At 57.0% G+C, this 24,784-nt stretch carries 28 protein-coding genes; 19 read left to right on the forward strand and 9 right to left on the reverse strand.

Annotation, left to right across the window (positions count from 1 at the left end; genetic code table 11):
• The first annotated feature begins 53 nt into the window (after positions 1 to 53).
• Positions 54 to 1,412, forward strand: a complete 1,359-nt coding sequence (locus D4100_RS07530; protein ID WP_081304004.1) for an MFS transporter — start codon at positions 54 to 56, stop codon at positions 1,410 to 1,412.
• Between the two features lie 69 nt (positions 1,413 to 1,481).
• On the opposite strand, the gene D4100_RS07535 is transcribed toward D4100_RS07530, so the two are convergent.
• Entirely contained in the window at positions 1,482 to 2,159 is a 678-nt protein-coding gene (locus D4100_RS07535) for a helix-turn-helix transcriptional regulator (RefSeq protein WP_006316801.1), read from the reverse strand.
• An 87-nt stretch (positions 2,160 to 2,246) separates the two neighbouring features.
• Between D4100_RS07535 and D4100_RS07540 the strand changes: the two genes are divergently transcribed.
• Positions 2,247 to 2,843, forward strand: a complete 597-nt coding sequence (locus D4100_RS07540) for a hypothetical protein (RefSeq protein WP_119803867.1) — start codon at positions 2,247 to 2,249, stop codon at positions 2,841 to 2,843.
• Positions 2,844 to 2,974: 131 nt separating this feature from the next.
• On the opposite strand, the gene D4100_RS07545 is transcribed toward D4100_RS07540, so the two are convergent.
• The 4 genes from D4100_RS07545 to D4100_RS07560 all read right to left on the reverse strand — a co-directional run bounded on the left by D4100_RS07545 (position 2,975) and on the right by D4100_RS07560 (position 6,836).
• A complete protein-coding gene (locus tag D4100_RS07545) occupies positions 2,975 to 3,502 on the reverse strand; it encodes a cysteine hydrolase family protein (RefSeq protein ID WP_006316804.1) in 528 nt (175 codons plus the stop codon).
• Positions 3,503 to 3,529: 27 nt separating this feature from the next.
• Complete coding sequence (locus D4100_RS07550; RefSeq protein WP_119803869.1) at positions 3,530 to 4,633, reverse strand: suppressor of fused domain protein; 1,104 nt, start codon at positions 4,631 to 4,633, stop codon at positions 3,530 to 3,532.
• Positions 4,634 to 4,942: 309 nt separating this feature from the next.
• Positions 4,943 to 5,815, reverse strand: a complete 873-nt coding sequence (locus D4100_RS07555) for an oxygenase MpaB family protein (protein ID WP_006316806.1) — start codon at positions 5,813 to 5,815, stop codon at positions 4,943 to 4,945.
• Between the two features lie 49 nt (positions 5,816 to 5,864).
• The gene (locus D4100_RS07560; protein ID WP_119803871.1) at positions 5,865 to 6,836 is read right to left on the reverse strand and encodes a quinone oxidoreductase family protein; all 972 of its coding nucleotides are present in this window, start codon (positions 6,834 to 6,836) and stop codon (positions 5,865 to 5,867) included.
• 121 nt (positions 6,837 to 6,957) lie between these two features.
• On the opposite strand from D4100_RS07560, the gene D4100_RS07565 reads away from it, so the two are divergent.
• The 5 genes from D4100_RS07565 (at position 6,958) to D4100_RS07585 (ending at position 11,234) form a co-directional block, all read left to right on the forward strand.
• The gene (locus tag D4100_RS07565) at positions 6,958 to 7,848 is read left to right on the forward strand and encodes a LysR family transcriptional regulator (protein ID WP_119803873.1); all 891 of its coding nucleotides are present in this window, start codon (positions 6,958 to 6,960) and stop codon (positions 7,846 to 7,848) included.
• Positions 7,849 to 8,014: 166 nt separating this feature from the next.
• A complete protein-coding gene (locus D4100_RS07570; protein WP_006316809.1) occupies positions 8,015 to 8,458 on the forward strand; it encodes an acetyltransferase in 444 nt (147 codons plus the stop codon).
• A gap of 250 nt (positions 8,459 to 8,708) precedes the next feature.
• A complete protein-coding gene (locus D4100_RS07575) occupies positions 8,709 to 9,734 on the forward strand; it encodes a methionine ABC transporter ATP-binding protein (protein WP_006316810.1) in 1,026 nt (341 codons plus the stop codon).
• A complete protein-coding gene (locus D4100_RS07580) occupies positions 9,727 to 10,395 on the forward strand; it encodes a methionine ABC transporter permease (protein ID WP_119803875.1) in 669 nt (222 codons plus the stop codon). The genes D4100_RS07575 and D4100_RS07580 overlap by 8 nt, the downstream gene beginning before the upstream one ends.
• A 17-nt stretch (positions 10,396 to 10,412) precedes the next feature.
• Positions 10,413 to 11,234, forward strand: coding sequence for a MetQ/NlpA family ABC transporter substrate-binding protein (locus D4100_RS07585; protein ID WP_418346463.1), 822 nt, complete (start codon positions 10,413 to 10,415; stop codon positions 11,232 to 11,234).
• A 51-nt stretch (positions 11,235 to 11,285) separates the two neighbouring features.
• Here D4100_RS07585 and D4100_RS07590 read toward each other — a convergent pair whose 3' ends face one another.
• Positions 11,286 to 11,930 (reverse strand): TetR/AcrR family transcriptional regulator, encoded by a 645-nt coding sequence (locus tag D4100_RS07590; RefSeq protein ID WP_006316813.1) that lies wholly within the window; start codon positions 11,928 to 11,930, stop codon positions 11,286 to 11,288.
• Positions 11,931 to 12,105: 175 nt separating this feature from the next.
• Between D4100_RS07590 and bhsA (D4100_RS07595) the strand changes: the two genes are divergently transcribed.
• From bhsA (D4100_RS07595) to D4100_RS07630, 8 genes are all read left to right on the forward strand, one after another.
• Positions 12,106 to 12,363, forward strand: a complete 258-nt coding sequence (bhsA, locus tag D4100_RS07595; RefSeq protein WP_119803877.1) for a multiple stress resistance protein BhsA — start codon at positions 12,106 to 12,108, stop codon at positions 12,361 to 12,363.
• A 202-nt stretch (positions 12,364 to 12,565) separates the two neighbouring features.
• Positions 12,566 to 12,823: a multiple stress resistance protein BhsA gene (gene bhsA, locus D4100_RS07600; protein WP_006316815.1), complete on the forward strand. Its 258-nt coding sequence runs from the start codon at positions 12,566 to 12,568 to the stop codon at positions 12,821 to 12,823.
• 113 nt (positions 12,824 to 12,936) lie between these two features.
• Positions 12,937 to 13,809 carry a diaminopimelate epimerase gene (dapF, locus tag D4100_RS07605; protein ID WP_119803879.1) on the forward strand — a complete coding sequence of 291 codons (873 nt, stop codon included), beginning with the start codon at positions 12,937 to 12,939 and terminating at the stop codon, positions 13,807 to 13,809.
• Between the two features lie 411 nt (positions 13,810 to 14,220).
• Positions 14,221 to 14,892 carry a CsgG/HfaB family protein gene (locus D4100_RS07610; RefSeq protein WP_006316817.1) on the forward strand — a complete coding sequence of 224 codons (672 nt, stop codon included), beginning with the start codon at positions 14,221 to 14,223 and terminating at the stop codon, positions 14,890 to 14,892.
• Between the two features lie 18 nt (positions 14,893 to 14,910).
• A complete protein-coding gene (locus D4100_RS07615; protein WP_119803881.1) occupies positions 14,911 to 15,267 on the forward strand; it encodes a DUF4810 domain-containing protein in 357 nt (118 codons plus the stop codon).
• On the forward strand, positions 15,264 to 15,923 hold the full coding sequence (locus D4100_RS07620) for a DUF799 domain-containing protein (RefSeq protein ID WP_006316819.1): 660 nt from the start codon (positions 15,264 to 15,266) through the stop codon (positions 15,921 to 15,923). Before D4100_RS07615 ends, D4100_RS07620 begins: the two co-directional genes overlap by 4 nt.
• 136 nt (positions 15,924 to 16,059) lie before the next feature.
• On the forward strand, positions 16,060 to 17,550 hold the full coding sequence (gene amyA / locus D4100_RS07625; RefSeq protein ID WP_065506060.1) for an alpha-amylase: 1,491 nt from the start codon (positions 16,060 to 16,062) through the stop codon (positions 17,548 to 17,550).
• A gap of 124 nt (positions 17,551 to 17,674) precedes the next feature.
• Positions 17,675 to 18,523 carry a PA4780 family RIO1-like protein kinase gene (locus tag D4100_RS07630; protein WP_065506059.1) on the forward strand — a complete coding sequence of 283 codons (849 nt, stop codon included), beginning with the start codon at positions 17,675 to 17,677 and terminating at the stop codon, positions 18,521 to 18,523.
• A 28-nt stretch (positions 18,524 to 18,551) separates the two neighbouring features.
• Here D4100_RS07630 and D4100_RS07635 read toward each other — a convergent pair whose 3' ends face one another.
• Positions 18,552 to 18,770, reverse strand: coding sequence for a DUF7661 family protein (locus D4100_RS07635; protein WP_065506058.1), 219 nt, complete (start codon positions 18,768 to 18,770; stop codon positions 18,552 to 18,554).
• A gap of 68 nt (positions 18,771 to 18,838) precedes the next feature.
• Here D4100_RS07635 and D4100_RS07640 point away from each other — a divergent pair, with 68 nt between their 5' ends.
• Positions 18,839 to 19,654: an AraC family transcriptional regulator gene (locus tag D4100_RS07640; protein ID WP_119803883.1), complete on the forward strand. Its 816-nt coding sequence runs from the start codon at positions 18,839 to 18,841 to the stop codon at positions 19,652 to 19,654.
• Here the strand turns inward: D4100_RS07640 and D4100_RS07645 are convergent.
• The gene (locus tag D4100_RS07645) at positions 19,651 to 20,244 is read right to left on the reverse strand and encodes a LysE family translocator (RefSeq protein WP_065506056.1); all 594 of its coding nucleotides are present in this window, start codon (positions 20,242 to 20,244) and stop codon (positions 19,651 to 19,653) included. The two genes, D4100_RS07640 and D4100_RS07645, sit on opposite strands and share 4 nt — an antisense overlap.
• Before the next feature lie 90 nt (positions 20,245 to 20,334).
• Positions 20,335 to 20,628, reverse strand: coding sequence for a (4S)-4-hydroxy-5-phosphonooxypentane-2,3-dione isomerase (gene lsrG / locus D4100_RS07650; protein WP_065506055.1), 294 nt, complete (start codon positions 20,626 to 20,628; stop codon positions 20,335 to 20,337).
• A gap of 186 nt (positions 20,629 to 20,814) precedes the next feature.
• On the opposite strand from lsrG, the gene lsrK reads away from it, so the two are divergent.
• The 3 genes from lsrK to D4100_RS07665 all read left to right on the forward strand — a co-directional run bounded on the left by lsrK (position 20,815) and on the right by D4100_RS07665 (position 24,753).
• Positions 20,815 to 22,380, forward strand: a complete 1,566-nt coding sequence (gene lsrK, locus D4100_RS07655) for an autoinducer-2 kinase (RefSeq protein ID WP_119803885.1) — start codon at positions 20,815 to 20,817, stop codon at positions 22,378 to 22,380.
• A 234-nt stretch (positions 22,381 to 22,614) separates the two neighbouring features.
• Positions 22,615 to 23,799, forward strand: a complete 1,185-nt coding sequence (locus D4100_RS07660; RefSeq protein WP_065506053.1) for an MFS transporter — start codon at positions 22,615 to 22,617, stop codon at positions 23,797 to 23,799.
• Positions 23,800 to 23,859: 60 nt separating this feature from the next.
• On the forward strand, positions 23,860 to 24,753 hold the full coding sequence (locus tag D4100_RS07665) for a LysR family transcriptional regulator (RefSeq protein ID WP_065506052.1): 894 nt from the start codon (positions 23,860 to 23,862) through the stop codon (positions 24,751 to 24,753).
• The last annotated feature ends 31 nt before the right edge of the window (positions 24,754 to 24,784 follow it).

Raw genomic sequence — 24,784 nt, forward strand, 5'->3', positions numbered from 1 at the left:
AGGGGAATACCCGGAATAATAAATATTATTAATGCGAAATTCTGGAGGCAAAGATGGAAAGAACCACCACCGTTGACAGCGGAAAAGAACAGATTGACCCTTATTCAGACCACATCATTCCGATGCCGCCAAACGGTCTGCTGGTACGTTCGGCGAGAATTAAAAAAATCCAGACCACCGCCATGCTGTTGTTGTTTTTCGCCGCCATCATCAACTTCCTTGACCGCAGTTCGCTTTCGGTCGCGAACTCCACCATCCGGGAAGAAATGGGCCTGAGCGGCACCGAAATCGGCCTGCTGCTTTCGGCGTTTTCATTGGCTTACGGCATCGCCCAACTGCCCTGCGGATTGCTGCTGGATCGCAAGGGCCCGCGCATTATGCTGGGGGTGGGAATGTTCGTCTGGTCAGTGTTCCAGACGCTGTCCGGCATGATCCACAATTTCACCCAGTTTATCTGGGTACGCATCGGGCTGGGGATCGGCGAAGCGCCGATGAACCCGTGCGGCGTGAAGGTGATCAACGACTGGTTCAATATCAAACACCGTGGCATGCCGATGGGGATCTTCAATGCGGCATCCACCATTGGCCTGGCGATCAGCCCGCCGATCCTCACCGCCATGATGCTGGCTTTCGGTTGGCGCGGGATGTTCATCACCATCGGCGTGCTGGGGATCGCGCTGTCACTCGGGTGGTATATGCTGTATCGCAACCGCCAGGACATCGACCTGAGCGCCCAGGAGCAGGCCTATCTGAATGCCGGCAGCGTCAGCGCGCGGCGCGAACCGATGAACTTCCGCGAGTGGCGCTCGTTATTCAGGAACCGCACCATGTGGGGCATGATGATCGGTTTTAGCGGCATCAACTACACTGCGTGGTTGTATCTGGCCTGGCTGCCGGGCTATCTGCAAACCACCTATCATCTGGATCTGAAAAGCACCGGGCTGATGAGCGCCATTCCGTTCCTGTTCGGCGCCGCCGGCATGTTGTCGAACGGCTTTGTCACCGACTTCCTGGTGCGCCGTGGCATGGTCCCGCTGAAAAGCCGCAAAATCTGCATCGTGGCCGGCATGTTGCTGTCCGCGTCCTTCACCGCCATTGTGCCGCAGGCCACCACCACCTACAGCGCCGTAGTGCTGATCGGCATGGCGCTGTTTTGCATCCACTTTGCCGGTACCTCCTGCTGGGGCCTGATCCACGTGGCGGTGACCTCGCGCATGACCGCCTCGGTCGGCAGCATTCAGAACTTCGCCAGCTTTATTTTCGCCTCGTTCGCCCCGGTGATCACCGGCTTTATCCTGGACACCACCCACTCGTTTAAACTGGCGCTTATCCTTTGCGCCTGCTTCACCGTCATCGGCGCGCTATCGTATCTGTTCGTGGTCAAACACCCGATTGTCGACAACGCGGCCTGACTTCCGTCCTTGCAATGCCGCCGGTACCGGCGGCGTTGCAAGCCGCCTTCGAGCGGGCTTTTCTCCCGCTTAAAGCGTTTTGAGATAATCTTCAAACAGCTTTCCATTCTCGGGCCTGAAACAGAGGCCAGTTCCCGCAACAGACGTTATGTTATCTACCCGCAGATTACGAAAATCGGCGCGTTTTTCGCACCAGACCGTCAATAACCACACAGAGTCGAATACCGTCAAACCAAGAGGGCGAACTATCCGGTCGCTCTCTCTTCCTTGCAGATCGACATAATGGATGTTCAGTTGAAGCTTCTTGCGAATCGCCTGGCGGAGAAACGCGAGGTGTTTCATCGCTTTCTCACTTTCCTCAGTAGGCCGAGAGACGGCTCTGAGAGGGAGTCGCTTATAAGTATCTATTTTTTTGACATCGATGACTGAACCGATCTTCGCTGAAACCCGGGTTGCCGCTGCGGAAAGTAGGTCATCGCCCCGCGCCCCTATCAGCCGCATTCCGAGCATAATCGCGTCCAGTTCATCGGCATCAAAATTAAGCGGCGGGAGAAAGTAATCTTTTTCAAGCAAATAACCCAAACCCGATTCGCCACGCACGGGAGCCCCGATCGCCTGTAGCGTTGCCATGTCCCTGTAGACAGTTCTCACAGACACATCTAAAGCCTGAGCCAATACCTCAGCCGATACCGGGTGTACGCGACAGCGAAGATGCTCAAGTAAAGTGAAGAGCCGAATAGTTTTCATCACAAGAGCTTACATCACCCTGACAAGAACTGTCAGTGGGGTGTCATAGGATCAAGACTTCATATCATCCTGATAACGGAGTTAATAATGACGACCCCCTGTTACGAAATAGTCACCTATAAGGTGAAAAACCCAAAAGCTGCGGATTCGGCCAGAGCGCTTGCGCAGAGCCTGCTGAAGCATTTTCCTGGATTTGTCGACTGGATTGCATTTTCAGGGAGGGATATGACTGACGAACGCGTTGACCTCGTCGTCTGGAATAGCCCAGAAGACGCCCTGGCGGCAGCAAAAGCCGTTGGCAATCAACCTGAATTCTCCAGTTTCAGATCTTCGGTCAGCTGTTTGCACAGCATGGGGCACTATGCCGGACAGATGGAGAAAACGCCGTCGTTGAAAACAGGACATGGCATCGAAATAGGGAGATTTCGCTTGAAACCGGGTATCGGCGAGAGTGACATGCGTAAAGTTTATAATCGAATGGTAGAAAATCATCTTGCGCTTCAGCCTGGATGGAAAAGCCAGTATCTGGTCAGTCTGGGCAATGGGGTATTTGTCGATCTCGCCTTTGCCGACGACCGGCAGCATGCAGAAGCGATTTGCGCATCCTGGCAGGGGCAGGCTGTCTGCGATGCCTTTTTGGACATGATTGAACCGGAGAGCATGGAATTTGGTTCGTTATGCTAAGCCCTGAAGAGGGGCAAACCTGTATCGCAGAAGTAACAAATCTATTGCCGCCACCTGCCTGAGGCAAAACCCGCTTACGCGGAAAAAAGCGTACGGCCCGGAACGCAGATTCCGGGCCTTTTCTCTGGCGATCAGAAGTGGATCTCTGCCGCCGGCAGCGCGTCGATCGGTACGCCGAAGCTCTCGATATTCGACAGCGTGGCATTGTGGTGGGCACGAATTTGCAGGCCCGTCGCGTGCGGCTTGTCATGGCTGGTGTGGGCATCGGCCGCCAGCGTGACCGGGTAGCCAAGCGCGGCGGCGCGGCGGGTGGTGGTATCCACGCAGAACTCGGTGGAATAACCGCAAATCACCAGGTGCGTTACGCCGTTGGCGATCAACAGCGGCCCCAATCCGGTGCGCAGGAACGAATCCGGCGTGGTTTTCTCCACCCGATGATCGCCGGTTTTCACCTGCAATGCGGGGTCAATCTGCCAGGCGTCGCTGCCGTGCGCCAGCTCTTCGTCAGCCGTGCGATGCTGGATAAAAATCACCGGCACGCCGGCCAGGCGAGCGCGGTCGCTCAGTTGGTTAATCCGGCCAAGCGTCGCTTCGGCATCCGCCGGCGGTGGCGTAAACAACCCTTTCTGCACATCGATAATCAACAACGCTGACTTCATGATTGATCCCCCGAGAAAAATTCCGTCTCAGCATACCGGTTGGCGTGGGCGGAAGATATGGTCAACGCCCTGCTCGCGCAGCTTGTTCACCAGATCGTGGCCGCCGTTCGGCGTGGCGTGCGCTAACAGGCGTTCGGCTTCAAAGACCGGGCTGGCCCAGAAAATGTTCACCGGGTCGCCGTACTGCTTCGGCAGCGTCAGATGTTCGTTGTAAGGATAAAACGCCGAGGACAGCACATAGCCTTCATAACCCAGCGGCGCCACTTCCGATTCCAGCGTATGCCCTTCGCCAAACCAGGTGATTTTAGCCCATGGCACGTGCGCGAAGCCGGCCAGCGCGCTGGCCATCTGCACCGCGTTCTCTTCGGTCATGTACTGGCCGTCGATGGCGATGCCCATCTCCATGCGGCGATAACGGCTGGCATCGTCGTTAAACAGAATTTCTACCCAGGGCATCGGCCGAATGCTGACGCCCATGGTGAGAAAATAATAAATACCGTCGCGTTCGTGCTGGGTAATCGCCATCGGCGGCCATTTGCCTTGATCGATGGCGTAGTATTTTACCGAAGGGCCAAAGTGCTGTTCATAACGCGCCTGATAATCGCTCTGCATTTTTGGCCACGGGTTGCCTTCCTCCCGCTGCCAACTGCGCCAAAACTGGCGGGTGTTTTCCGCCAGCGCGTACTGGGTGTTGGTGGAGGCGGAACCCAGTGGATAAGCCAGCGGGCTCTCTTTGATGCAACTGGCGGAATAGCACACCGAATGGTCGATATACAGGCTCCAGCCGGGGATCACCGCCAGCAATTGGCCGTAATACCACAGCGCCGCGCCGTCGTCGCTTTCGGTCCAGACCACCGTCAACCCATCCGGATTCAGCGGCGCTTCCCCTTCCAGATTGCGGCAAAACTCGGCCGCCAGCATGGGCGGTTGGCCCAGTTCAAGTGCGGCGCGATCTTCCTGCAAGGGCGCAGCGACCAAATTACGCAGCCAGCAGGCACGCACCTGAAAACGCTCGCCGTTTTCTTCCGCAGGGTAAATATAAAAATAAGCTGCCCGGCTCCCTTGCTGAACCACCGCCACCAGCGTCTGATTCTCATTACTGACTTCAGCAAGTACGTATGACTCGTTCATATCACCTCAATAATGGGGTCACGGCGCAGAATAATGCTGCGCACTAATAAATTGGAATTCGGCTTTTCCCAAGTGTAAAGCGCATCCGTGGCCGGATCACCCGTAAAAGTCTCAAAAATGGCCATAAACGGGGATAAAACATTGGGTTATTGGTAATAACTATATACCCGTCATACTTGAAGCTGCATCTGTGTTGGCTGCACCCGTGCACCCCAGTCACTTAGTTTACTAAGCTTCCGGGGATGAACGGCCTTGCCGCCTAGATGCAACTCCAATTATTTTGGGTATAGCGCTTGTGGCGGCAGAGGCTTACGCCGGTTTGTTAATTCGCCGTACGGCACGCTGATAGGAGCCGTTGCGCATCGACGCGCGCAACACTTTACCGACGCCACCTGCGCCCACTCTCACCAGGCGCCGCCGCAGCCTGCCGGGATAAAAATCAAACTGCTGCTGCGCCCAGTCGGGCAGCAGATCGATGCCCGCCTGCATCACCAGCCAACCAAAGGGCCGTGCCAATGCGCTCGGTGCCGGAGCGGCCAGCAGAATGCGCGCCACTTCCCGCGTGCGTTCATCGCACACCAGTTGCGGCCGCATCCGTTGCAGATAGTCGGCCACCGCCGCGCAGGAAGTGGGAATATCGCGCGCGCCCAGAGCGGCGGCAACACGCGCCGTCTCCTGGTAATAGCGATCTTGCAGTTCGGGGGAAAGATGCGGGTTGCGGTAGCGCAGGTGGCTCGCCAGGAAACAGCTGCTTTCCACCACGTGTACCCAGGTGAGCAAATCGGGATCGCTGGCGGCATAGGGCCTGCCGTCATTGCTGACCCCGGTGACCCGCAAATGAATAGCCCGCACTTTGTCGATCAGCCGTTCGGCTTCTGCGGTGGGGCCAAAGGTGGTGACGGAGACAAACTGGCTGGTGCGGCGCAGGCGGCCAAGCATGTCTTCGCGAAAATTGGAGTGATCCCACACCCCGGCCAACGCCAGCGGGTGCAGCATTTGCAACAGCAAGGCGCTGACGCCGCCGCACAGCATTGAGGTGAAATCGCAGTGTACCCGCCAAATGACCGACTGCGGGCCAAACAGGCCGGGGTCACCCGCCGGATTTTCGAAATCTATGCCACCGAGCGCCAGCCCGGTCAGGCCGATCACCTGTTTTTCTATCGCTGCGCGTAGTGCTTCCATCCTGCCCGGCCCCTTTATTATCCGGTGGCCAGTGTATCACGCGGCGGTTTTAGTCCCGATCGTTGAGCAAAACAATCTTGCCGGCAAAGCTGCGATCCTCCAACCGGCGGTGGGCAGCCGCGCCTTCGCTCAACGGGAAAGTCTCGATATGCGGCAGAGTAAATTCGCCGTTCTGCCAACTGGCGAACAAACGTTCTGCCCGCTCGCGGCGCGCCTCGCCGCTATTGAGGTAGGTCCAGAGATCGCCGCCCACCACGCCCTTGGAATCCATCATCAGGTGATAAGCCGAGATCGCCGGTGCCTCACCCCCGGCCATGCCGAAAGTCACCACCCGGCCGCCGGGGCGCAGCGCGTCAATACTTTGTTGTAGCGTGATGCCAACCGAATCAAAAGCGTACTCGACACCGCCGTCGGTCAACGCGGCGATTTGCGCCACCCAGTCCTGCTGATAGGTAAAGGCCGCCGCCGCGCCATTCTTCAGCGCAATCTGCTGTTTATGCGCCGAAGACACCAGCGCATAGACTTGCGCGCCACGCGCCACCAACATACGGGTCAATATTTGCCCGACGCCGCCGGCGGCCGCATGCACCAGCGCACGATCGCCCGCCTGCACCTGCACGCTGTCGTTAATCAGGTACTGCGCCGTCAACCCCTGCAATAAAATCGAGGCGGCCTCGACGTCGCTCAACGCCTGCGGCAGCCGCAACGCGTGATCCACCGGCACGTTGATGCGCGTGGCGTGGCAGAAAGGCACGTCGGCAAAACCAATCCGATCCCCCACCTGCCAACCGTTAACGCCCTCGCCCACGGCGATGATGGTGCCCACGCCTTCGTAACCGCCGATATGCGGCGGCTTGCCGTGCAGCACATAATTGCCCTTGCGGCGGTAGATATCTGCGAAGTTCAGCCCGGCCGCCCCCATCCGTACCTGCACTGAGCCTGCCGGTACCGGTGGTGTCGGCAGCTCAAGGTATTCGAGCACCTCTGGCCCGCCAAATCGTTCAAAGGTTAATGCCTGCATGGTGTTACTCCGGTAATTTTTCGCCAATAACGCACTGATGGTCGTTACTATCCAGTATCCCAGAGCGTTATACTGCCGAAAAGTAGCCAAAAGGGCGTTCAGAAAACACCAGGGGTTTATAATGGATCGTTTAACCAGCATGGCGGTGTTTGTACGAGTGGTGGAAAAAGGCAGTTTTGTCGCCGCCGCCGAAGAGATGGCGATTTCCCCCACGATGGTCGGCAAGCATATTCGCTATCTGGAGCAGCGGCTGAACGCGCCATTGCTGAACCGTACCACCCGCAGGCAAGGATTGACCGAAGCCGGCCGGGTATTTTACGAACGCTGCCGTCGCCTGCTGGCCGATGCCGACGCCGCCGAAGCCAGCGCAAGGGCGCTGTTGAGCTCGCCCAGCGGGCTGTTGCGCATCAGCGCGCCGGTCACCTTCGGGAATCGCGTTTTGACGCCGATCCTCACCGAATTCCTGCAACAACACCCGGACGTAGAAGCGGAGGTGGTGCTGTCGGATCGCAAGGTGGATTTGATTGAAGAAAGGTACGAAGCCGCGTTTCGCATCGGGCCGGTAGCGGATGACGGCCTGGTGGCGCGTGCCCTGCCCGATTACCGCATGACGCTGGCGGCCTCTCCCGCCTATCTGGCGCAGCATGGCGCCCCAACGCGGCCGGAACAGCTCCGCGAGCACAACTGCTTTGGCTTTAGTCAGTGGGATGGCAATCATTTTTGGCGGCTGCAAGGCGCTCTGGGGGAAATCAGCGTGCCGGTCAGGCCACGGCTGCGGATGGACTCCGGCGAAGGGGTGCGCCGTGCGGCGCTGGCCGGTTTCGGCATTGCGCTGCATGCCGCTATGCTGTTGGATGAGGATATCGCCGCCGGCCGGCTGCTGCGCGTGCTTCCGGACTATTCGCCGCTGCCGCGGCCGATGCATCTGGTCTATTTGCCCGAACGGCGGCAATCGCCCAAGCTGGAAGCCTTTATCGCCCTGACCGTTGCCAGACTGTGGGGGCGCGCATAAATGCGCAATGTGGCGGTTGTAACTGACACCGCACTGAATTACATTTTCTGTCCGACTCACTGCAGAGGCGTTTTTGCAGGGCGTTAACCCACGTTAATTCGGCATTAACCCCACAAAACCTCTATCTAATTTTTGTTTTTCTTCAACTTAGATAGCAGAGACTTCGATGATTATCCTCAGAGCACGCGCGGCGGAAGACAACGCGCAACTGGCAGAGATTTGGCAGCGTTCGGTACGCGCCACCCACCACTTTCTTACCGAAGATAACATTGCCCAACTGTTCCCGCTGGTGTTGAACCATTACCTGCCGGCGGTCGACGTTTGGGTGGCGGAAGATCGCCCCGGCCACCCTTGCGGTTTTATCGGGCTGAGCGGCAACAAGGTGGAAATGCTGTTTATCGATGCGGAACAACGCGGCAAAGGGGTCGGCAAAGCGCTGCTGGCGCACGCTGAAACGCTGCACGATGAGCTGTTGCTGGACGTTAATGAGCAAAACCCGCAGGCCAGTGGATTTTACCGCCACTACGGTTTTGAGATCACCGGCCGTTCCGCGCTAGACGGCCAGGGCAATCCCTTCCCGCTGCTTCATATGAAGCTCGACAAACGTTAAATAAAACAAATCGACCGAGGTTTACCTTGGTCGATTTTTTGTCATCACTTCCTCTCATGATTTGATATACCGAATCAGAATAACTAATAGATTTTACATTCTTCCTGTCACTATAAACCCCCGGTAGGATTGGCCCGTACTCACCAGAAACAGAAGTTCCGCCTGCCTTTTATCCCCAGAAGCCGCCCCTGTCCGGCGTGACTCGCTCCGGGCGGAATGCTGTGATGTTTTGATAAGGATTGGCTGTTCTATGATCGTTCTTTCGAACGTTTGCAAAACTTTTGACAGCGCGCAAGGCCGCGTTGTCGCGGTTGATGATGTCAACCTGGCCGTGGAGGCCGGGCAAATCTACGGCATCATCGGCTACAGCGGTGCCGGTAAAAGCACCCTGATTCGTTTGCTTAACGGGTTGGAAACCCCTACCAGCGGCAGTATTCAGGTCGATGGCTTCGATATCGCGCGCGCCAAAGGCGATCAACTGCGCCAGGCGCGGCTGAAAATCAGCATGGTGTTCCAGCACTTCAACCTGCTGTGGTCGCGCACCGTCAGCCAAAATATTGCCTTCTCCATGCAAATCGCCGGCGTGCCCAAGGCGCAAATCAAGCAGCGGGTGGCGGAGCTGGTCGCGCTGGTTGGCCTGCAGGGCCGCGAAGATGCCTATCCTTCGCAGCTCAGCGGTGGGCAGAAGCAGCGCGTCGGCATTGCCCGCGCACTGGCCAATAACCCTGGCGTACTGCTGTGCGATGAAGCCACCTCGGCGCTCGATCCCCAGACCACCGATTCGATTCTCGAGCTGCTGCTGGATATCAACCGCAAGCTGAACCTGACCATTGTGCTGATCACCCATGAAATGCACGTGGTGCGCAAAATCTGCCACCGGGTGGCGGTGATGGAAAACGGCCGCATCGTGGAGGAAGGCCCGGTGATTGACGTCTTTACCCAGCCGCAACAGCCGATTACCCGGCAGTTCGTCAAGCAGGTTTCCCGGTATCAGGAAACCGAGGAAAGTTTCAATCCGCTGCTGGCCCAACATCTGCCGGGCGCCATTTTCAAGCTGACCTTTGTCGGCATGCAAACCCATCAGGCGGTAATTTCCGATGTGATCCAGCGCTATCGGGTGACCATCAATATCCTGCACGGCAAGATCAGCCACACCCTTAACGGGTCGTTCGGCGAGCTGTATATCCACGCGGAAGGCAACGACCTGCAAATCGACAACATGCTGAAATTATTGAAAGAACGCGATATCGCCGTTGAGGTCATCAAACATGATTGAGTCACTGTTCCCTCACCTGCGTATTGATCAGTTGCTGAACGCCACCTGGGAAACCCTTTATATGACGGGTATCGCCGGGCTGGCAACGCTGGTGCTCGGCATTTTGTTGGGGGTGATTCTGTTTCTGACCTCCCGGGGCCAACTGTTGCAGAACCGCGCGGTCTATTCGTTGATTTCGGTGCTGGTCAACGTGTTCCGCTCCATACCCTTCATCATTCTGATCGTATTGCTGATCCCGTTCACCAAGGCGCTGATTGGCACTATTTTGGGGGCCGATGCCGCCCTGCCGGCGCTGATTATCGGTGCCGCGCCTTTCTATGCCCGGCTGGTCGAGATTGGCCTGCGCGAGGTGGACAAAGGCGTGATCGAAGCGGCGCGCTCCATGGGCGCCAAAACCAGCACCATTATCTTCCGCGTGCTGCTGCCGGAGTCTTCTCCGGCGCTGGTTTCCGGCATTACCGTTACCCTGATCGCGCTGGTGAGCTGCACCGCGATGGCCGGGGTGATCGGCGCCGGCGGGCTGGGCAATCTGGCCTATCTGGAAGGGTTTCAACGCAACCACGGTGACGTGACGCTGGCGGCGACGCTGACGATCCTGGTGATCGTTTTCGTTATCCAGTTCATTGGCGACACCATGACAAGAACGCTCGATAAACGATAAATAACTCAGGAATAATGATGATGAAAAAGCAAATGATGATGCTGGCCTTCGCCTCTCTGACCGCGTTGGCGTCCTTTGGTGCGGCGGCGGAAACCAAGCTGGTGGTCGGCGCGTCCAACGTACCCCATGCCGAGATCCTCGAGCAGGCAAAACCGATTCTGGCAAAGGAAGGCATCGATCTGGTAATCAAACCTTTCCAGGATTACATTCTGCCGAACACGGCGCTGGCCAGCCACGATATTGACGCCAACTATTTCCAGCACGTGCCGTATCTGAATTCGGTATTGAAGGACCATGCCGGCGATAAGACCTATGACTTCGTCAGCGCAGGCGCCATCCATATCGAACCGATCGGCATTTATTCCAAGAAGTATAAAAGCCTGAAAGATCTGCCGGACAACGGCAAAATCATCATGCGTGACGCGGTGGCGGAAGAAGGCCGCATTCTGTCCATCTTCGAAAAAGAAGGCGTGATTAAGCTGAAGCCGGGCGTGAGCAAGGTGGATGCGCGTATCACCGACGTGGTGGAAAACCCGAAACACCTGAAATTCCTGGCTAACGTCGAAGGCGCGCTGCTGCCGCAGATGTACAACAATGATGAGGGCGACGCGGTAGTGATTAACGCCAACTACGCCATTGACGCCGGGCTGAACCCGACGAAGGATCCGATCGCTATCGAAAGCGGTGAAAATAACCCCTATGCCAACATCATCACCGTGCATAAGGCCGACGTGAACAAGCCGGAGATTGTGGCGCTGGTAAAAGTGCTGCATTCCAAAGAAATTCAGGACTTTATCCGCGAAAAATACAAAGGCGCGGTGATCCCGGTTAATCAGTAATTCAGAATCAAGGCCGCAGCGATGCGGCCTTATCTTATCCCGATACCTTCCCTAAACTTTATTCCCCACCTGGCTGAGACGCGGCCAAACCAGCATCAGCGCATCGAGCAGACGGAACAACTCCTCGCGGCTTGCCCCTTCACGCGCCTGCACCGACATGCCTTCAATGGTGCAAATAATGTACTTCGCCAGCAACCCGGTGTCGGTTTTTGCCAGCAACTCGCCCTGCTGCACTTTACGGTCGAAGCAGGCCTTCAGGCTGGTTTCCTGCGAATGGTGCTTTTTACGCAGCATCATGGCGACTTCGTCAGAAGAAGATGACAGCGCGGCGGACGCACACACCATAAAGCAACCGGACGGCGTGTCCGGATCGGTAAACACCTGCGCTGAAGATCGGACGTAAGCCTCTACGATTTCCGCAATCGGCAGATCCTGCTCCAACAGTTGATTGGTGCAGGTGGTGTATTTTTGCAGGTAACGTTCCACCGCAGCGCGGAACAGCCCTTCTTTGTTGCCGAACTCGGCGTACAGCGTGGGTGCCTTGGCACCGGTCACCTCGACCAGATCGGCCAGCGACGTCGACTCATAACCGTGCCGCCAGAACAGATCGAGTGCGCTTTCCAGCGCACGGTCGCGATCAAACTGCTTCGGTCTGCCGCGAGTTTTTTTGGTGCAGACCTCTTCATTGATACTCATAGACCCTCTCTTATCCCGCCCCGCAGCAGGGCTTCACAATTAAATTAACGATCATTATAAAAAAATATTGCGCTCTCGTCGAGAAGCGATTAACATTTAGTTATCGATCGTTAAGTAATCTTTGACGACAGACATTGAAAACCCAATTTACGCTTCTCGGATAGGAACTAATATCATGAAAAACTTAAAAATTACTCTTACTGCCATCGCCCTGGCCTCTGCTTCCTTCGGGAGCTTCGCTGCCGATCTGGTTAACAGCCAACCGACAGGCCAGCAAAAAACCGGCGTGATCACCGTCAGCGGCGCTTCCGATATTACCTCACTGGAAGCCAGTTTGGCGGAAAAAGCTGACGCAGCCGGTGCGAAATCATTCCGCATCATTGGTGCCAGTGGCGATAATCAACTGCACGGCACCGCAGTAATTTATAAATAACAATAAGTTAATCGTTTTCTACGGGGCCGGTGACGGCAGTTTCCTCCCCCGTGGACGACGGTGAAAAGAAAATTAATTAACGAACATTAAAAAAATAGTTGCAATACGCCGAACAGGCGTCTAACATTAAATTATCGATCGTTAATCAATTTAACGAGCTACTAAACAAACATCGTACAGAATAGAGATAGGAAATAAGACCATGAAAAACCTGAAAATCACCCTCGCAGCCATCGCACTGGCTTCTGCTTCTTTCGGTAGCTTCGCAGCCGAACTGGTTAACGCTCAACCGTCCGACCTGCAAAAAACCGGCGTGATCACCGTCAGCGGCGCTTCCGACCTGACCAGCCTGGAAAACAAACTGGCCGCCAAAGCGGATGAAGCCGGCGCCAAATCATTCCAGATCATCTCAACCACCGGCGACAACAAGCTGCACGGTACTGCGATCATCTATAATTAATTGCTGAATCAGTAGTTGAGCAAAGAGGCGGCTTAAGCCGCCTTTTGTTTTATTCCCCCGCCAAAAATCTGTTGTAAGCTGTGGTTTCCTCTTACAGCGAATCTGACAACGCCATGACTCCTCTGCTGTTCCATAAATATCACGGGCTGGGTAACGATTACCTGGTGTGCCACCGTTCGGTCGCTGCGCGGCTGAGCAACGAGCAAATCCGCATACTGTGTCACCCCCATTACGGCATAGGTTCAGATGGCCTGCTGATCGACAGCGGCGACAGCATCAATCCCAGGCTACGCATCATTAACCCGGACGGCTCGGAAGCTGAGAAAAGCGGTAACGGCCTGCGCATTTATGCCCGCTATCTGTTTGATATCGGCCGCGTCAGCCATCTGCCTTTTCTGGTGCATACCGCCGGCGGCGACGTGCAGTGCCGGGTCGATGAAGATAAACACCAGGTCAGCGTGGATATGGGCCGCGCCAATTTCAATCCGGCAGCGCTGCCGGCACTAATCGACTTGCCCGAAGCGCTCAACTATCCGCTGCCGCTGGCAAAGGAAACGCTCAGCGTATCGCTGGTATCCATGGGTAACCCGCACTGCGTGGTGCCGGTGAACACGCTGGATCTGGCGCAGGTTCACCGGTTGGGGCCACAGATAGAAAATCACCCGCTGTTTCCCAAAAGAACCAACGTACAGTTGGTGGAAGTGATAGATCGCCAGACGCTGCATATCGGCATTTGGGAACGCGGCGCCGGTTTTACCCTGGCCTCCGGCAGCAGCAGCTGCGCGGCCGCCAGCGTGATGCGCAAGCTGAATCGGGTCGATGACAACGTCAGCGTTCGGATGCCGGGCGGCCAGTTGCAGATTAGCTTTAGCGGGGATTTTCACGTCCGCATGCGCGGGCCGGTGCATAAAATCGCCAGCCTGACGCTGGACGAAGACTGCTTTATTGGCGGAGAAGAAGCCCTGCATCGGCGTGAGAAACGCTAATATTCAAATATGATGGCAGGCGAATAAAAATAATTTAATCGGACAATGTGCGCAGCCGGCACCGACACATCAAATGCCGCCGCGCACAGAGTTAAAATCTCACTTATAAAAAATCATAAAAATAAAAAACCAGTAAATTAAAGTCATACAAATAATCATTCGGCATGAAAGCACTCAATACCATCCGAAAAACGCGAAATGACCTATAACCACGATCAATTCATTGTATTTAAATGATTTACCTCCCATCAAATACACCCCATTGCGACGCTAACAGGTTGTATTTTGTCGCTTATCCATGGCAGGATTACGCCGTTCAAGGGTTGCAGCCTGTTTTCGCGCCTATTTGAACGGTTGGCGCAGGGTGCATCAACCTGTCGCCGTTTTATAATCATGGAGAGATTATTTTCAATGAAAACGACCTTCACTCTTTGTTCCGTAGCGCTTGCCGCCAGTTTGCTGGCAGGATGCGCAACGGAATCCTCCCGTTCTTTGGAAGTGCCCAAAGTGGCTTCCTACAACACTGCCTACCAAGGCCAGCGCAGCCCCATCGCCGTCGGCAAATTCGATAACCGCTCCAGCTACATGAACGGTATTTTCTCTGACGGCGTCGACCGTCTGGGCAACCAGTCCAAAACCATCCTGATCACCCATCTGCAGCAAACTGGCCGCTTCAACGTGCTGGACCGCGCCAATATGGATGAGCTGAAAACCGAAGCCGGCATTAAGGGCAAAACGCAAACGCTGAAAGGCGCCAACTACGTGATTACCGGTGATGTGACTGAATTCGGTCGCAAGGAAGTCGGCGATCACCAGCTGTGGGGCATTCTTGGGCGAGGTAAATCGCAGGTGGCTTACGCCAAGGTAAACCTGAATGTGGTTAACGTCCAAACTTCGGAAGTGGTGTATTCCAGCCAGGGTGCAGGCGAATACGAATTGTCCAACCGCGAAATCATCGGCTTTGGCGGAACCGCCAGCTACGATTCTACCCTGAACGGCAAAGTGTTGGATCTCGCGGTACGCGAGGCGGTAAACAATCTGGTTGCCGGGATCGAAAGTGGCGCATGGCGCCCTGCTAACTAACGGAATAGAAGCAGCATTATGATAACTAAAAAAATGGGCGGGGTGCTGTTCGCAGCCACCCTGCTGGCCGGCTGTGCCGCGCCAAAAACGATTTACAATTGGGATGGGTATCAAACTTCTCTTTATCAATATTATCAGCAAGATGGGCAAAGCCCTGAGCAGCAGATCGCCACGCTGAAAGCCATCATCGAAAAATCCCGCGCCAAAGATAAAGCCGTACCGCCGGGCCTGCATGCGCAGCTCGGTTTGCTGTACAGCAAAACCGGCAATACCGGCCAGGCATTGGCTGAATTCAACACGGAAAAATCGCTGTTCCCTGAGTCAGCGCCGTTTATGAATTTCTTGCTGAGCAAAGATAAGGGGAGTTTTAAATGAAGCGTGCATTAGGCTTATTCAGCGTGATTGCCACGCTGCTGCTAACCGGCTGCGCCAAACAGGCGCCTTACGATTACGCCGCCTTCCATGAAAGCAAACCCAAATCGATTCTGGTGCTGCCGCCGGTTAACCATTCGCCGGATGTCAAAGCCAGCCATAGCGTGCTTTCCACCACCACGCTGCCCTTGGCCGAGGCAGGTTACTACGTGTTCCCGGTCGCCGTGGTTGAAGAAACCTTCCAGCAAAATGGCCTGACTAACGCCAACGATATCCGCACGGTCAGCATCCAAAAACTGCATAGCATCTTTGGCGCCGACGCGGTGCTTTATCTCGACGTCACGCAATATGGTACCAGCTACATGGTGATCAACAGCGAGACGCGCGTTACCGTCAATGCGAAGCTGGTTGATCTGCGCAACGGCAAGCAACTGTGGGCCGGCGTCGCCAGCGCATCCAGCAATGAAAATAACAACAACTCCAGCGGCGGTTTGCTGGGTATGGTGATCAGCGCTGCCGTGGCGCAAATCGTCGATACCATCAGCGACAAAGGCTTCGATATCGGCGCCATCGCCAATACTCGCCTGCTGTCGGCCACGGGCGGCAACGGCGCCATTCTCTATGGTCCACGCTCGCCGCATTACGCCGGTCAACGTTAACCCGCACTCCAGGCGGCCGCTCGCGGCTGCCTGCATCGAATTTTCCCTTTTGCCAAAAATAGCCCATGCTAAAAGAGGATGTGGCAGGAACAAGGCCAATTCCTCACCTCTTTCTGGCTAACCGGGATGCTGGCTCATGACGAAAAAAACCACGCTGCTGCAATTTTTTCATTGGTATTATCCCGATGGAGGTAAGCTATGGCAGGAAGCCGCCGAACGTGCACCGCACATTGCCGGGCTGGGCATCACCGATCTGTGGCTGCCGCCCGCCTATAAGGGCGCTTCCGGCGGTTATTCGGTGGGTTACGACAGTTATGATCTGTTCGATCTGGGCGAGTTCGATCAAAAAGGCAGCCGCGCCACCAAATACGGCGATAAAGAGGCGCTGACCCATGCCGCCGCTACGCTGCGCGACAACGGCGTACGGGTGATTTATGACGTGGTGTTCAACCACAAGCTCGGCGCCGACGAGAAAGAACAGGTCCGCGTGTACCGGGCGGACGTCAACAACCGCAACAATATCAACGAGCAGGGCTTCGACGCGCTGGCTTATACACGTTTTACTTTCCCCGGACGCCAGGGCACCTACTCCAAGTTTATTTGGGATTATAAATGTTTTGGCGGGGTCGATTACATTGAACAGCCGGATGAAAAAGGCGTGTTCAAAATCGACAATGACTACGGCGACGACGGCTGGAACGATCAGGTCGGCGACGAGAAAGGCAATTACGATTATCTGATGGGCGCCGACGTGGAATTTCGCAATACCGCGGTGGCGGAAGAGCTGAAGTTCTGGGCGCGCTGGCTGATGGAAACCCTGCCGTGCGACGGGTTCCGGCTGGATGCCGCCAAACACATTCCAGCCTGGTTCTTTAAGGAATGGGCGGACCATGTGCGCGGCGCCGCACAGCGCGACCTGTTTATCGTCGCCGAATATTGGTCACACGATCTGGCAGCGTTACGGCAGTATATTGACCTGGTGGACGGCAAAGTGATGCTGTTCGACGTGGCGTTGCACCTGAAGTTTCATCACGCCTCGAAACAGGGTGCCGGATTCGATATGGCGCAAATTTTCACCGGTACCCTGACCGCCGCCGATCCGGCCCACTCGGTTACACTGGTCGCCAACCACGACACTCAGCCGCTGCAGTCGCTGGAAGCGCCGGTCGAGCCCTGGTTTAAACCACTGGCCTACGCCCTGATCTTGTTGCGCGAACAAGGCGTGCCCTGCGTGTTCTATCCCGACCTGTACGGTGCCAGTTATAAAGACCAAGGCGGCGACGGCAATGAATACCAGATTGACATGCCGGTGATCCCCGAACTGGAAAAACTGATCCAGGCGCGTCAGCGCTTTGCCAACGGCGTGCAAACCGATTATTTTGACGATAAAAACTGCGTGGCCTTTAGCCGCAGCGGTACCGCAGACGCCCCCGGCTGCGTGGTGGTGCTCACCAATGGCGCCGAAAACGGCAAGGCGGTGTCGCTGGGCGCGGAGCTGGCACATAAAACCTGGCGAGATCTGCTCGGCAACCGCCAGGATGAGGTCACCACCGACGATCGGGGGAACGCCACTTTTCCGGTAAACGGCGGCAGCGTCAGCGTCTGGGTGCCGGCTGAAAACCTGTAGCAAAACCGCCGTCGCGGCGACGAGTCACCCCGGCGGCAAAACTAATTTTTGCCTTTCAGGTCTAAATTGCGGTATCACCTTAGCAAACCATTCACACAGGAGCCTAAATAGGGTACAAGGCTGCATGAAAATTCCAAAACGACTCCAGCCATTGGTAGATGATGGTTTAATCGACGACGTCATCCGCCGTTTGAAGAGTGGCAAAGAAGCCGACGTCTTTATCGTGCGTTGCGGCGAAGAGATCCGTTGCGCCAAAGTCTACAAAGAAGCGGACAAACGTAACTTCAAGCAGGCCGTCAATTATCAGGAAGGCCGTAAAGTGCGTAACAGCCGCGATGCCCGCGCCATGAGCAAGGGTTCTAAATTCGGCCGCCAGCAGCAGGAAGAAGCCTGGCAGAACACCGAGGTCGACGCGCTGTACCTGCTCGCCAAAGCGGGCGTGCGCGTACCTCAGCCGGATATTTGCCTGGATGGCGTGCTGCTGATGGAGCTGATCACCGATGAAGAAGGCCTGGTTGCGCCGCGCCTGAGCGATGTGACCCTGACGCCGGAACAGGCTTTGGCCGATCACGCGGTGATGATGAACTACGCGGTGCGCATGCTGTGCGCCGGGCTGGTACACGGCGATCTGTCGGAGTTCAACGTGCTGATGGACAAAAACGGGCCGGTGATTATCGATCTGCCGCAGGTGGTAGACGCTGCCGCCAATAATCACGCCAAAAGCATGTTCGAACGCGATATCAACAATATGTCGAATTTTTACGGTCAATACGCGCCGGAACTGCTCAACAGTAAATACGCCAAAGAGATCTGGGCGCTGTATCAGGAAGGCAATCTGACGCCGGAAAGCGTGCTGACCGGGAAGTTCGTGGAAAGCAACAAACGCGCCGATGTCGGTTCAGTGCTGGAAGAGATTCAGGCGGCCAGTGAAGAACACCAGCGCCAGCTGATGGCCCGCAACGAAGAAGATTAATCTGCGCCCCGGTCATTCGGCCGGGGCCTTATTCTAGTCTGAAAACGTCGGGGTACCTTTCAGTCGCCGCTTCATGATAAATATCCCCCAGATAGCCGGCAATATCGGCCTCGGTCAACTCCTCCGGCAGCACGATGTCGTAACTGCGCGCATATTTGCGCTCCGGCAGCGTCACGCGGAACAATTGCCACTCATCACCCACCCTTTTAACACCCAGCAGGCGGCCGAACACATTAAAAATCATCATCCTCATTCCCTCCTGCATTCGTTTTACGCTATAACAAGCTAGCCTCATCGCACTTAAAAGGAAAACCAATGACCGCTAATGCGCCGCAATTCTGGCGTGATCCGCAGTTCCCCTTTGTGGAAGCCCGCGCCATTGAAGATGGCCGCAAGGTCTGCTACGCCCTGCACAGCCATGAAATCTTTTCCATCGGCACCATCACCGACGGCACCAGCATTTATATTAACGGTCACCGGCAGTTGCAGGTCAACGCCGGCGACGTGGTGATTATCAACCCGCAGCAGGCCCACGCCTGCAACCCGATCGGCGACCAGCGTTGGTCGTACATCATGTTTTATATCGATACCGCCTGGCTGGGCGAGCTGCAACGGGAGATAGCCGGCGGCGACGGCAGCTTTATCCCATTCCATGAGGTGCTCAGCCGCGATCCGCTGCTGTTCAGCGGCCTGAACCGGCTTTATGAACTCCTGGTTGACCCGCAATGCCGCCATCTGGAAAAGCAAATTGCTCTGGTGGAGTATTTTACCGATCTGCAAATTAGGCTGGGCGAAGCGCAACCCCACGCCGTTGCCGCCCACCCCCGACTGGAAGCTGCGGCAGCCTTTATCAGCAAACATTGCACCCAGCCGCTGACGCTGGAGGCGATCTGCCAGGCGGCGGCGCTGTCGCCTTCCTACCTGATCCGCGCCTTCAAGCAGCATTACGGCATGACGCCGCACGCCTATCTGGTGAATCGCCGTATCCAGTTTGGCCACAGGCTGCTAAAACGCGGCTACCCTATCGCCGCAGCCGCCAGCGAAAGCGGCTTTGCCGATCAGGCGCACTTCCAGCGCACCTTCAAACAGTTGCTGGCCGCCACGCCCGGCCAGTATCAAAACCCGCGTTAAACGCCATCGGCCAGCAGATAGCAGGCGCTGGCCGCCAGCAGCAGCGCCATCAGCCGATTAAAACGCCGCACATTGCGGGCCTGTTGCAATAAACCGGTCAGCATCGTGCCGGCGTAAGCCCAGCAGGCCACCGAGGCATAACAGATAACGCAATAAATCGCCGCGAACTGCCACAGCAGCAACCTGTCGCCGTCGGCGACAAACGCTCCCAGGCTGGCCACCGACGCCAGCCAGGCTTTGGGATTCAGCCACTGCAATAGCGCGCCGTACCAGAATGACGGTGCCTGCCGCCGGTTGCCGCTGCCCAACTTCCCGTCATCAAATGCCAGTTGATAGGCCATAAACAGCAAGAATGCGCTGCCCGCCCACTGGATGATCTGCGTCAGCACCGGCCACAGGGTCAGCAGTTGGTGCAACCCCAGACCAAGCAGGATCAACAGCAAAGTAAACCCCAGCGTGGCGCCAAGCACATGCCGCAGGGTCGCGTTAAAACCGAATTGCGCCCCGGCGCTCAGGGCAAGGATATTGACCGGGCCGGGGGTGATGGAAGCGGCCAGCGCAAATGCGGCCATGGAAAAGTAAATATTCATGATTACAAGCACCTGAGAAAAAGTTCGCAGATGCCAGATTGCCGCTCAGGGGCGGCAAAGTATTGAACAAAATTACCCTGATGCCCCCCACTAAGCCGGCATCAAGCCGATAAAGGTGGTTTTCTTGCGCGGGCCGGTCATCAGCGCTTCCAGTTTCTCTACGCATTGCAGATAGTGCGGGGTCTTTTTATGGGCGGCAACCGCCTGCTCATCCTTATAGGCTTCATAGATGTAAAACCGCGTCGGGACACTTTCATCCTGCAGCACGTCAAAGCGCAGGTTACCCGGCTCTTCGATCGCTCCCAGATGGTTGGCGCGGAACACCTCAATAAACTCGTCGATTTTGTCCTGCTTAACGTTAATTTCTACCAAAGTGACGTGCATGGCGGCTCCTTGTTTAACCTTGAAATCACTGTTCTTTCAAACCATAGGTTTATTCCCCCGGATTTACCCTGCGCGGCGGCAATTTTGCTGCACAGCTCACAAATCCCGCCGCCCCCAGGTCTTGCTCACGCGAGGGCGTGAACCCGCCATCTATAGTTAAGATCCCAACCCCAGAGAGTGTGAGCTATGGATAACTATTTGATGGCGCTGGATGCAGGCACCGGCAGCGTTCGCGCGGTAATCTTCGATCTGGCGGGCAATCAGATCGCCCAGGGCCAGGCTGAGTGGCGGCATCTGGCGGTATCTGGGGTACCCGGCTCGATGGAGTTTGATTTAACCCACAACTGGCAATTGACCTGCCAGTGCATCCGTCAGGCGCTGCAAAATGCAGGCCTGACTGGCCAGGCTATCCGCTCTGTAGCCTGCTGCTCAATGCGCGAAGGCATAGTGCTGTACGATCGCAACGGCGTACCTATTTGGGCCTGTGCCAATGTGGATGCGCGTGCCAGCCATGAAGTCAGCGAGCTCAAAGAGCTGCATAACAATAATTTCGAAAGCGAGGTGTACCAATATTCCGGGCAAACGCTGGCGCTGAGCGCCATGCCGCGCCTGCTGTGGCTGGCCCACCACCGGCCGGACATCTATCGGCAGGCAGCGACGCTGACCATGATCAGCGACTGGCTGGCGAATATGCTGAGCGGCGAACTGGCGGTGGATCCTTCCAATGCAGGCACCACCGGCATGCTGGATTTGGTCAGCCGCGACTGGCGACCGGCGCTGCTCGACATGGCCGGGCTTCGTGCCGATATTCTGTCACCGGTGAAAGAGACCGGCAGCCTGCTCGGGCAGGTTACCGCGCAGGCAGCGGAGCAAAGCGGCCTGTTGCGCGGCACGCCGGTGGTGATGGGCGGCGGCGACGTTCAACTGGGCAGCCTGGGGCTGGGCGTGGTGCATGCCGGGCAAACGGCGGTATTGGGCGGCACCTTCTGGCAGCAAATCGTCAATCTGCCGGAGCCGGCCACCGATCCGGACATGAACATCCGCATTAACCCGCACGTGATCCCTGGCATGGCGCAGGCGGAATCCATCAGCTTCTTCACAGGGTTGACCATGCGCTGGTTCCGCGATGCCTTCTGCGCCGAGGAAAAGCTGATGGCGGAAAGATTGGGGGTGGACGCTTACAGCCTGTTGGAAGAAATGGCGGCGCGGGTGCCGCCGGGTGCCTACGGGGTGATGCCGATATTTTCCGATGCCATGCACTTCAAAACCTGGTACCACGCCGCGCCGTCGTTTATCAATATGTCGCTCGACCCGGAACGCTGCAATAAGCAAACCCTGTTCCGTGCTCTGGAAGAGAATGCCGCCATTGTCTCCGCCTGTAATCTGGAACAGATCGCCAGCTTCTCCGGCGTGCAGGCGCACTCGCTGGTATTCGCCGGAGGTGGTTCAAAAGGCAAACTGTGGAGCCAGATCCTGAGCGATGTTACCGGCCTGAGGGTTCGCGTGCCGGTGGTGAAAGAAGCCACCGCGCTGGGTTGCGCTATTGCCGCCGGCGTCGGCGCAGGGCTGTATGAGTCGCTGGCGGCCACCGGTGAAAAACTGGTGCGCTGGGAGCGCGAATATCAGCCTGATAGCGCCAATCATGAGCTCTATCAACAGCAAAAACACACCTGGCGGCAGATCTATGCCGATCAGCTCACGCTGGTGGACCACGGCCTGACCACCTCAATGTGGAAAGCGCCGGGGTTGTAATGCCCCTGGGCGCAGTCTGCTGCGCCCGCCGCATAAGCTTATGCCCATTGAGCATTTAACCTGCCATTCTGCCACAACCCGCCGCTTTGCTTGCTCCGGATGATTATTCCCCCACAGAAACAGTGTAACTACGGCAAACGGATTTATCCGTCGCCAATGCCTGCGTAAATTGTGATCTCTGTCACTCCGCGCCTTACCGCGCGGTGTACGCACTCACCTGAGACGAGCGGTACTATGCTGAATAATAAAGATAAACCTGCATCATCACCCTGGCTGGCGATCTTCTCGCTGACGGTCGCCTGCTTTGTGATGGTCACCACCGAGTTTCTGCCGATCGGCCTGCTGACCAATATCGCGCCGTCGCTGGACGTCAGCACCGGCAGGGCCGGCCTGATGGTTACCGTACCCGGCATCGTGGCAGCGATAGCCGCACCGGCGCTGAGCCTGGCGGCCGGCCGGCTTGATCGTCGCCTGCTGATGCTGGCGTTGAGTTTGTTGCTGGTGGTGTCCAATCTGGTTTCGGCGCTGGCGGTTAACTTCCCGATGATGCTGCTGGGCCGCGTGCTGCTGGGTGTCTGCGTCGGCGGTTTCTGGGCCTTCGCCGCCAACTACGGCCGCCATCTGGTGCCGGAAGCCAGCCAGGGCCGAGCCACCGCGCTGATCCTGAGTGGCATTTCAGTCGGTGCAGTATGTGGCGTGCCTGCCGGCGCGCTGATTGGCGACCTGTTCGGCTGGCGCGCCGCCTTCTTTGGTGGCGCGGTGCTGGCGGTGGGCGTGCTGTTGGCGCAGTTGCGCCTGCTGACATCGGTGCCGCCAACCCGGCCGGTCACCCCGCGTGATCTGTTGTTGCCGCTGCGTTTACCGATGGCGCGCACCGGGCTGATTGCCATCGTCCTGCTGTTTATCGGCCATTTTGCCGCCTACACCTACCTGAAACCGCTGCTGCAACAGGTGTTTGTCCTCAGCCCGTCGGCAATTTCATTGCAACTTCTGGCCTACGGCGCCATCGGCCTGCTGGGTACCTTCCTCGGCGAACGCCTGGCCGAGCGCAGCTTGCGCGCCACCTTTATCCTGATCGCCACCATGCTGGCCGCCATCCTGATCGTTTCGCCTTTCCTCAGCGGCATTGCCGGTGCCACGTTGATGGTCATGGTTTGGGGGTTGGCATTCGGTGCCGTGCCGGTCTGCGCCACCAACTGGATGTTTGCCGCCGTACCGCAGGCGCCGGAAGCCGGCCAGGCGCTGCTGGTCTGCGTGATCCAGATTGCACTGGCCTCCGGCGCGCTGCTGGGCGGGGAAGTGGTCGACTGGCAGGGCGTCAGCAGCGCCATGCTGTTCGGCGGCGCCCTTACCCTTTCCGCCGCGCTGGTATTTGGCTTGACCTTGCGTTCCGGCATGATTGGCGCTAAACAGTCATAATCATTGTCTATCCACAGAAACACCCCGGTTCTCCGACCGGGGTTTTGCACTGAGAGCGTTATGGATCATCATTTACTGGCCATCCGGGTGTTTAACCGCGTGGTGGAAACCGGCGGCTTCACCCGCGCGGCAGACTCGCTGCGGATGCCCAAGGCCACCGTCACCAAACTGATCCAGAACCTGGAAGATCACCTGCAGACCAAGCTGTTCCAGCGCACCACCCGCAGCGTGTCTGTCACCCCTGAGGGCGAGTGTTATTACCAGCGCACGGTAAAGTGGCTGGCGGAACTGGAACAGATGGAAGGCTGCATGACCGAATCCCAGAGCGCGCCGCAGGGCGTGTTGCGCATTGATGCCGGTGGTTCGACAGCGCGTCAGCTGCTGGTGCCGGCACTGCCTGATTTTATCGCGCGTTATCCGCAGATTCAGATTGATTTGGGCGTCGGCGACCGCTTGATCGACCTGATCAACGACAGTGCCGACTGCGTGATCCGCAGCGGCCCGCTGGCCGACTCCAGCCTGATTGCCCGCCGCCTGTTCGAGCTGGAATGGGTGACCTGCGCCACGCCAGCCTATCTGGCCCGTTACGGCACGCCGAAGCACCCCTGCGATCTGGAGCTGGGATATCCGTTGGCGCACTATCGTCATGCGCTGAACGATCGCATCCAGCCGCTGCACTTTGTTGACCGGGGCAAAGAGATCGACATCCAGCACCGCTATCACGTCAGCGTCAACGAAGGCAATGCGCTGTTGGCGGCGGCGCTGGCCGGCCTGGGCATCATCCAGACCTTCCGCTTTATGGCGCAACCGCACCTGGACAACGGCGAACTGGTCAGCCTGCTGCACGACTGGCAACCGCCATCGGAGCAAATGTACGTGGTGTATCCCTCCAACCGCCATCTTAGCGCCAAACTGCGGGTGTTCATCGACTGGGCGGTGGAGGCCTTTGCTTAAATCCGGCGGATAGACAGAGGGTTAAGTTGTG

This window comes from Serratia inhibens (assembly GCF_003591175.1).
Classification (GTDB): Bacteria; Pseudomonadota; Gammaproteobacteria; order Enterobacterales; family Enterobacteriaceae; genus Serratia; species Serratia inhibens.

Coding starts and splice junctions, on each gene's coding strand:
- D4100_RS07530 (WP_081304004.1), top strand. CDS start 54: ATGGAAAGAACCACCACCGTTGACAGCGGAAAAGAACAGATTGACCCT.
- D4100_RS07535 (WP_006316801.1), bottom strand. CDS start 2,159: ATGAAAACTATTCGGCTCTTCACTTTACTTGAGCATCTTCGCTGTCGC.
- D4100_RS07540 (WP_119803867.1), top strand. CDS start 2,247: ATGACGACCCCCTGTTACGAAATAGTCACCTATAAGGTGAAAAACCCA.
- D4100_RS07545 (WP_006316804.1), bottom strand. CDS start 3,502: ATGAAGTCAGCGTTGTTGATTATCGATGTGCAGAAAGGGTTGTTTACG.
- D4100_RS07550 (WP_119803869.1), bottom strand. CDS start 4,633: ATGAACGAGTCATACGTACTTGCTGAAGTCAGTAATGAGAATCAGACG.
- D4100_RS07555 (WP_006316806.1), bottom strand. CDS start 5,815: ATGGAAGCACTACGCGCAGCGATAGAAAAACAGGTGATCGGCCTGACC.
- D4100_RS07560 (WP_119803871.1), bottom strand. CDS start 6,836: ATGCAGGCATTAACCTTTGAACGATTTGGCGGGCCAGAGGTGCTCGAA.
- D4100_RS07565 (WP_119803873.1), top strand. CDS start 6,958: ATGGATCGTTTAACCAGCATGGCGGTGTTTGTACGAGTGGTGGAAAAA.
- D4100_RS07570 (WP_006316809.1), top strand. CDS start 8,015: ATGATTATCCTCAGAGCACGCGCGGCGGAAGACAACGCGCAACTGGCA.
- D4100_RS07575 (WP_006316810.1), top strand. CDS start 8,709: ATGATCGTTCTTTCGAACGTTTGCAAAACTTTTGACAGCGCGCAAGGC.
- D4100_RS07580 (WP_119803875.1), top strand. CDS start 9,727: ATGATTGAGTCACTGTTCCCTCACCTGCGTATTGATCAGTTGCTGAAC.
- D4100_RS07585 (WP_418346463.1), top strand. CDS start 10,413: ATGATGAAAAAGCAAATGATGATGCTGGCCTTCGCCTCTCTGACCGCG.
- D4100_RS07590 (WP_006316813.1), bottom strand. CDS start 11,930: ATGAGTATCAATGAAGAGGTCTGCACCAAAAAAACTCGCGGCAGACCG.
- bhsA (WP_119803877.1), top strand. CDS start 12,106: ATGAAAAACTTAAAAATTACTCTTACTGCCATCGCCCTGGCCTCTGCT.
- bhsA (WP_006316815.1), top strand. CDS start 12,566: ATGAAAAACCTGAAAATCACCCTCGCAGCCATCGCACTGGCTTCTGCT.
- dapF (WP_119803879.1), top strand. CDS start 12,937: ATGACTCCTCTGCTGTTCCATAAATATCACGGGCTGGGTAACGATTAC.
- D4100_RS07610 (WP_006316817.1), top strand. CDS start 14,221: ATGAAAACGACCTTCACTCTTTGTTCCGTAGCGCTTGCCGCCAGTTTG.
- D4100_RS07615 (WP_119803881.1), top strand. CDS start 14,911: ATGATAACTAAAAAAATGGGCGGGGTGCTGTTCGCAGCCACCCTGCTG.
- D4100_RS07620 (WP_006316819.1), top strand. CDS start 15,264: ATGAAGCGTGCATTAGGCTTATTCAGCGTGATTGCCACGCTGCTGCTA.
- amyA (WP_065506060.1), top strand. CDS start 16,060: ATGACGAAAAAAACCACGCTGCTGCAATTTTTTCATTGGTATTATCCC.
- D4100_RS07630 (WP_065506059.1), top strand. CDS start 17,675: ATGAAAATTCCAAAACGACTCCAGCCATTGGTAGATGATGGTTTAATC.
- D4100_RS07635 (WP_065506058.1), bottom strand. CDS start 18,770: ATGATGATTTTTAATGTGTTCGGCCGCCTGCTGGGTGTTAAAAGGGTG.
- D4100_RS07640 (WP_119803883.1), top strand. CDS start 18,839: ATGACCGCTAATGCGCCGCAATTCTGGCGTGATCCGCAGTTCCCCTTT.
- D4100_RS07645 (WP_065506056.1), bottom strand. CDS start 20,244: ATGAATATTTACTTTTCCATGGCCGCATTTGCGCTGGCCGCTTCCATC.
- lsrG (WP_065506055.1), bottom strand. CDS start 20,628: ATGCACGTCACTTTGGTAGAAATTAACGTTAAGCAGGACAAAATCGAC.
- lsrK (WP_119803885.1), top strand. CDS start 20,815: ATGGATAACTATTTGATGGCGCTGGATGCAGGCACCGGCAGCGTTCGC.
- D4100_RS07660 (WP_065506053.1), top strand. CDS start 22,615: ATGCTGAATAATAAAGATAAACCTGCATCATCACCCTGGCTGGCGATC.
- D4100_RS07665 (WP_065506052.1), top strand. CDS start 23,860: ATGGATCATCATTTACTGGCCATCCGGGTGTTTAACCGCGTGGTGGAA.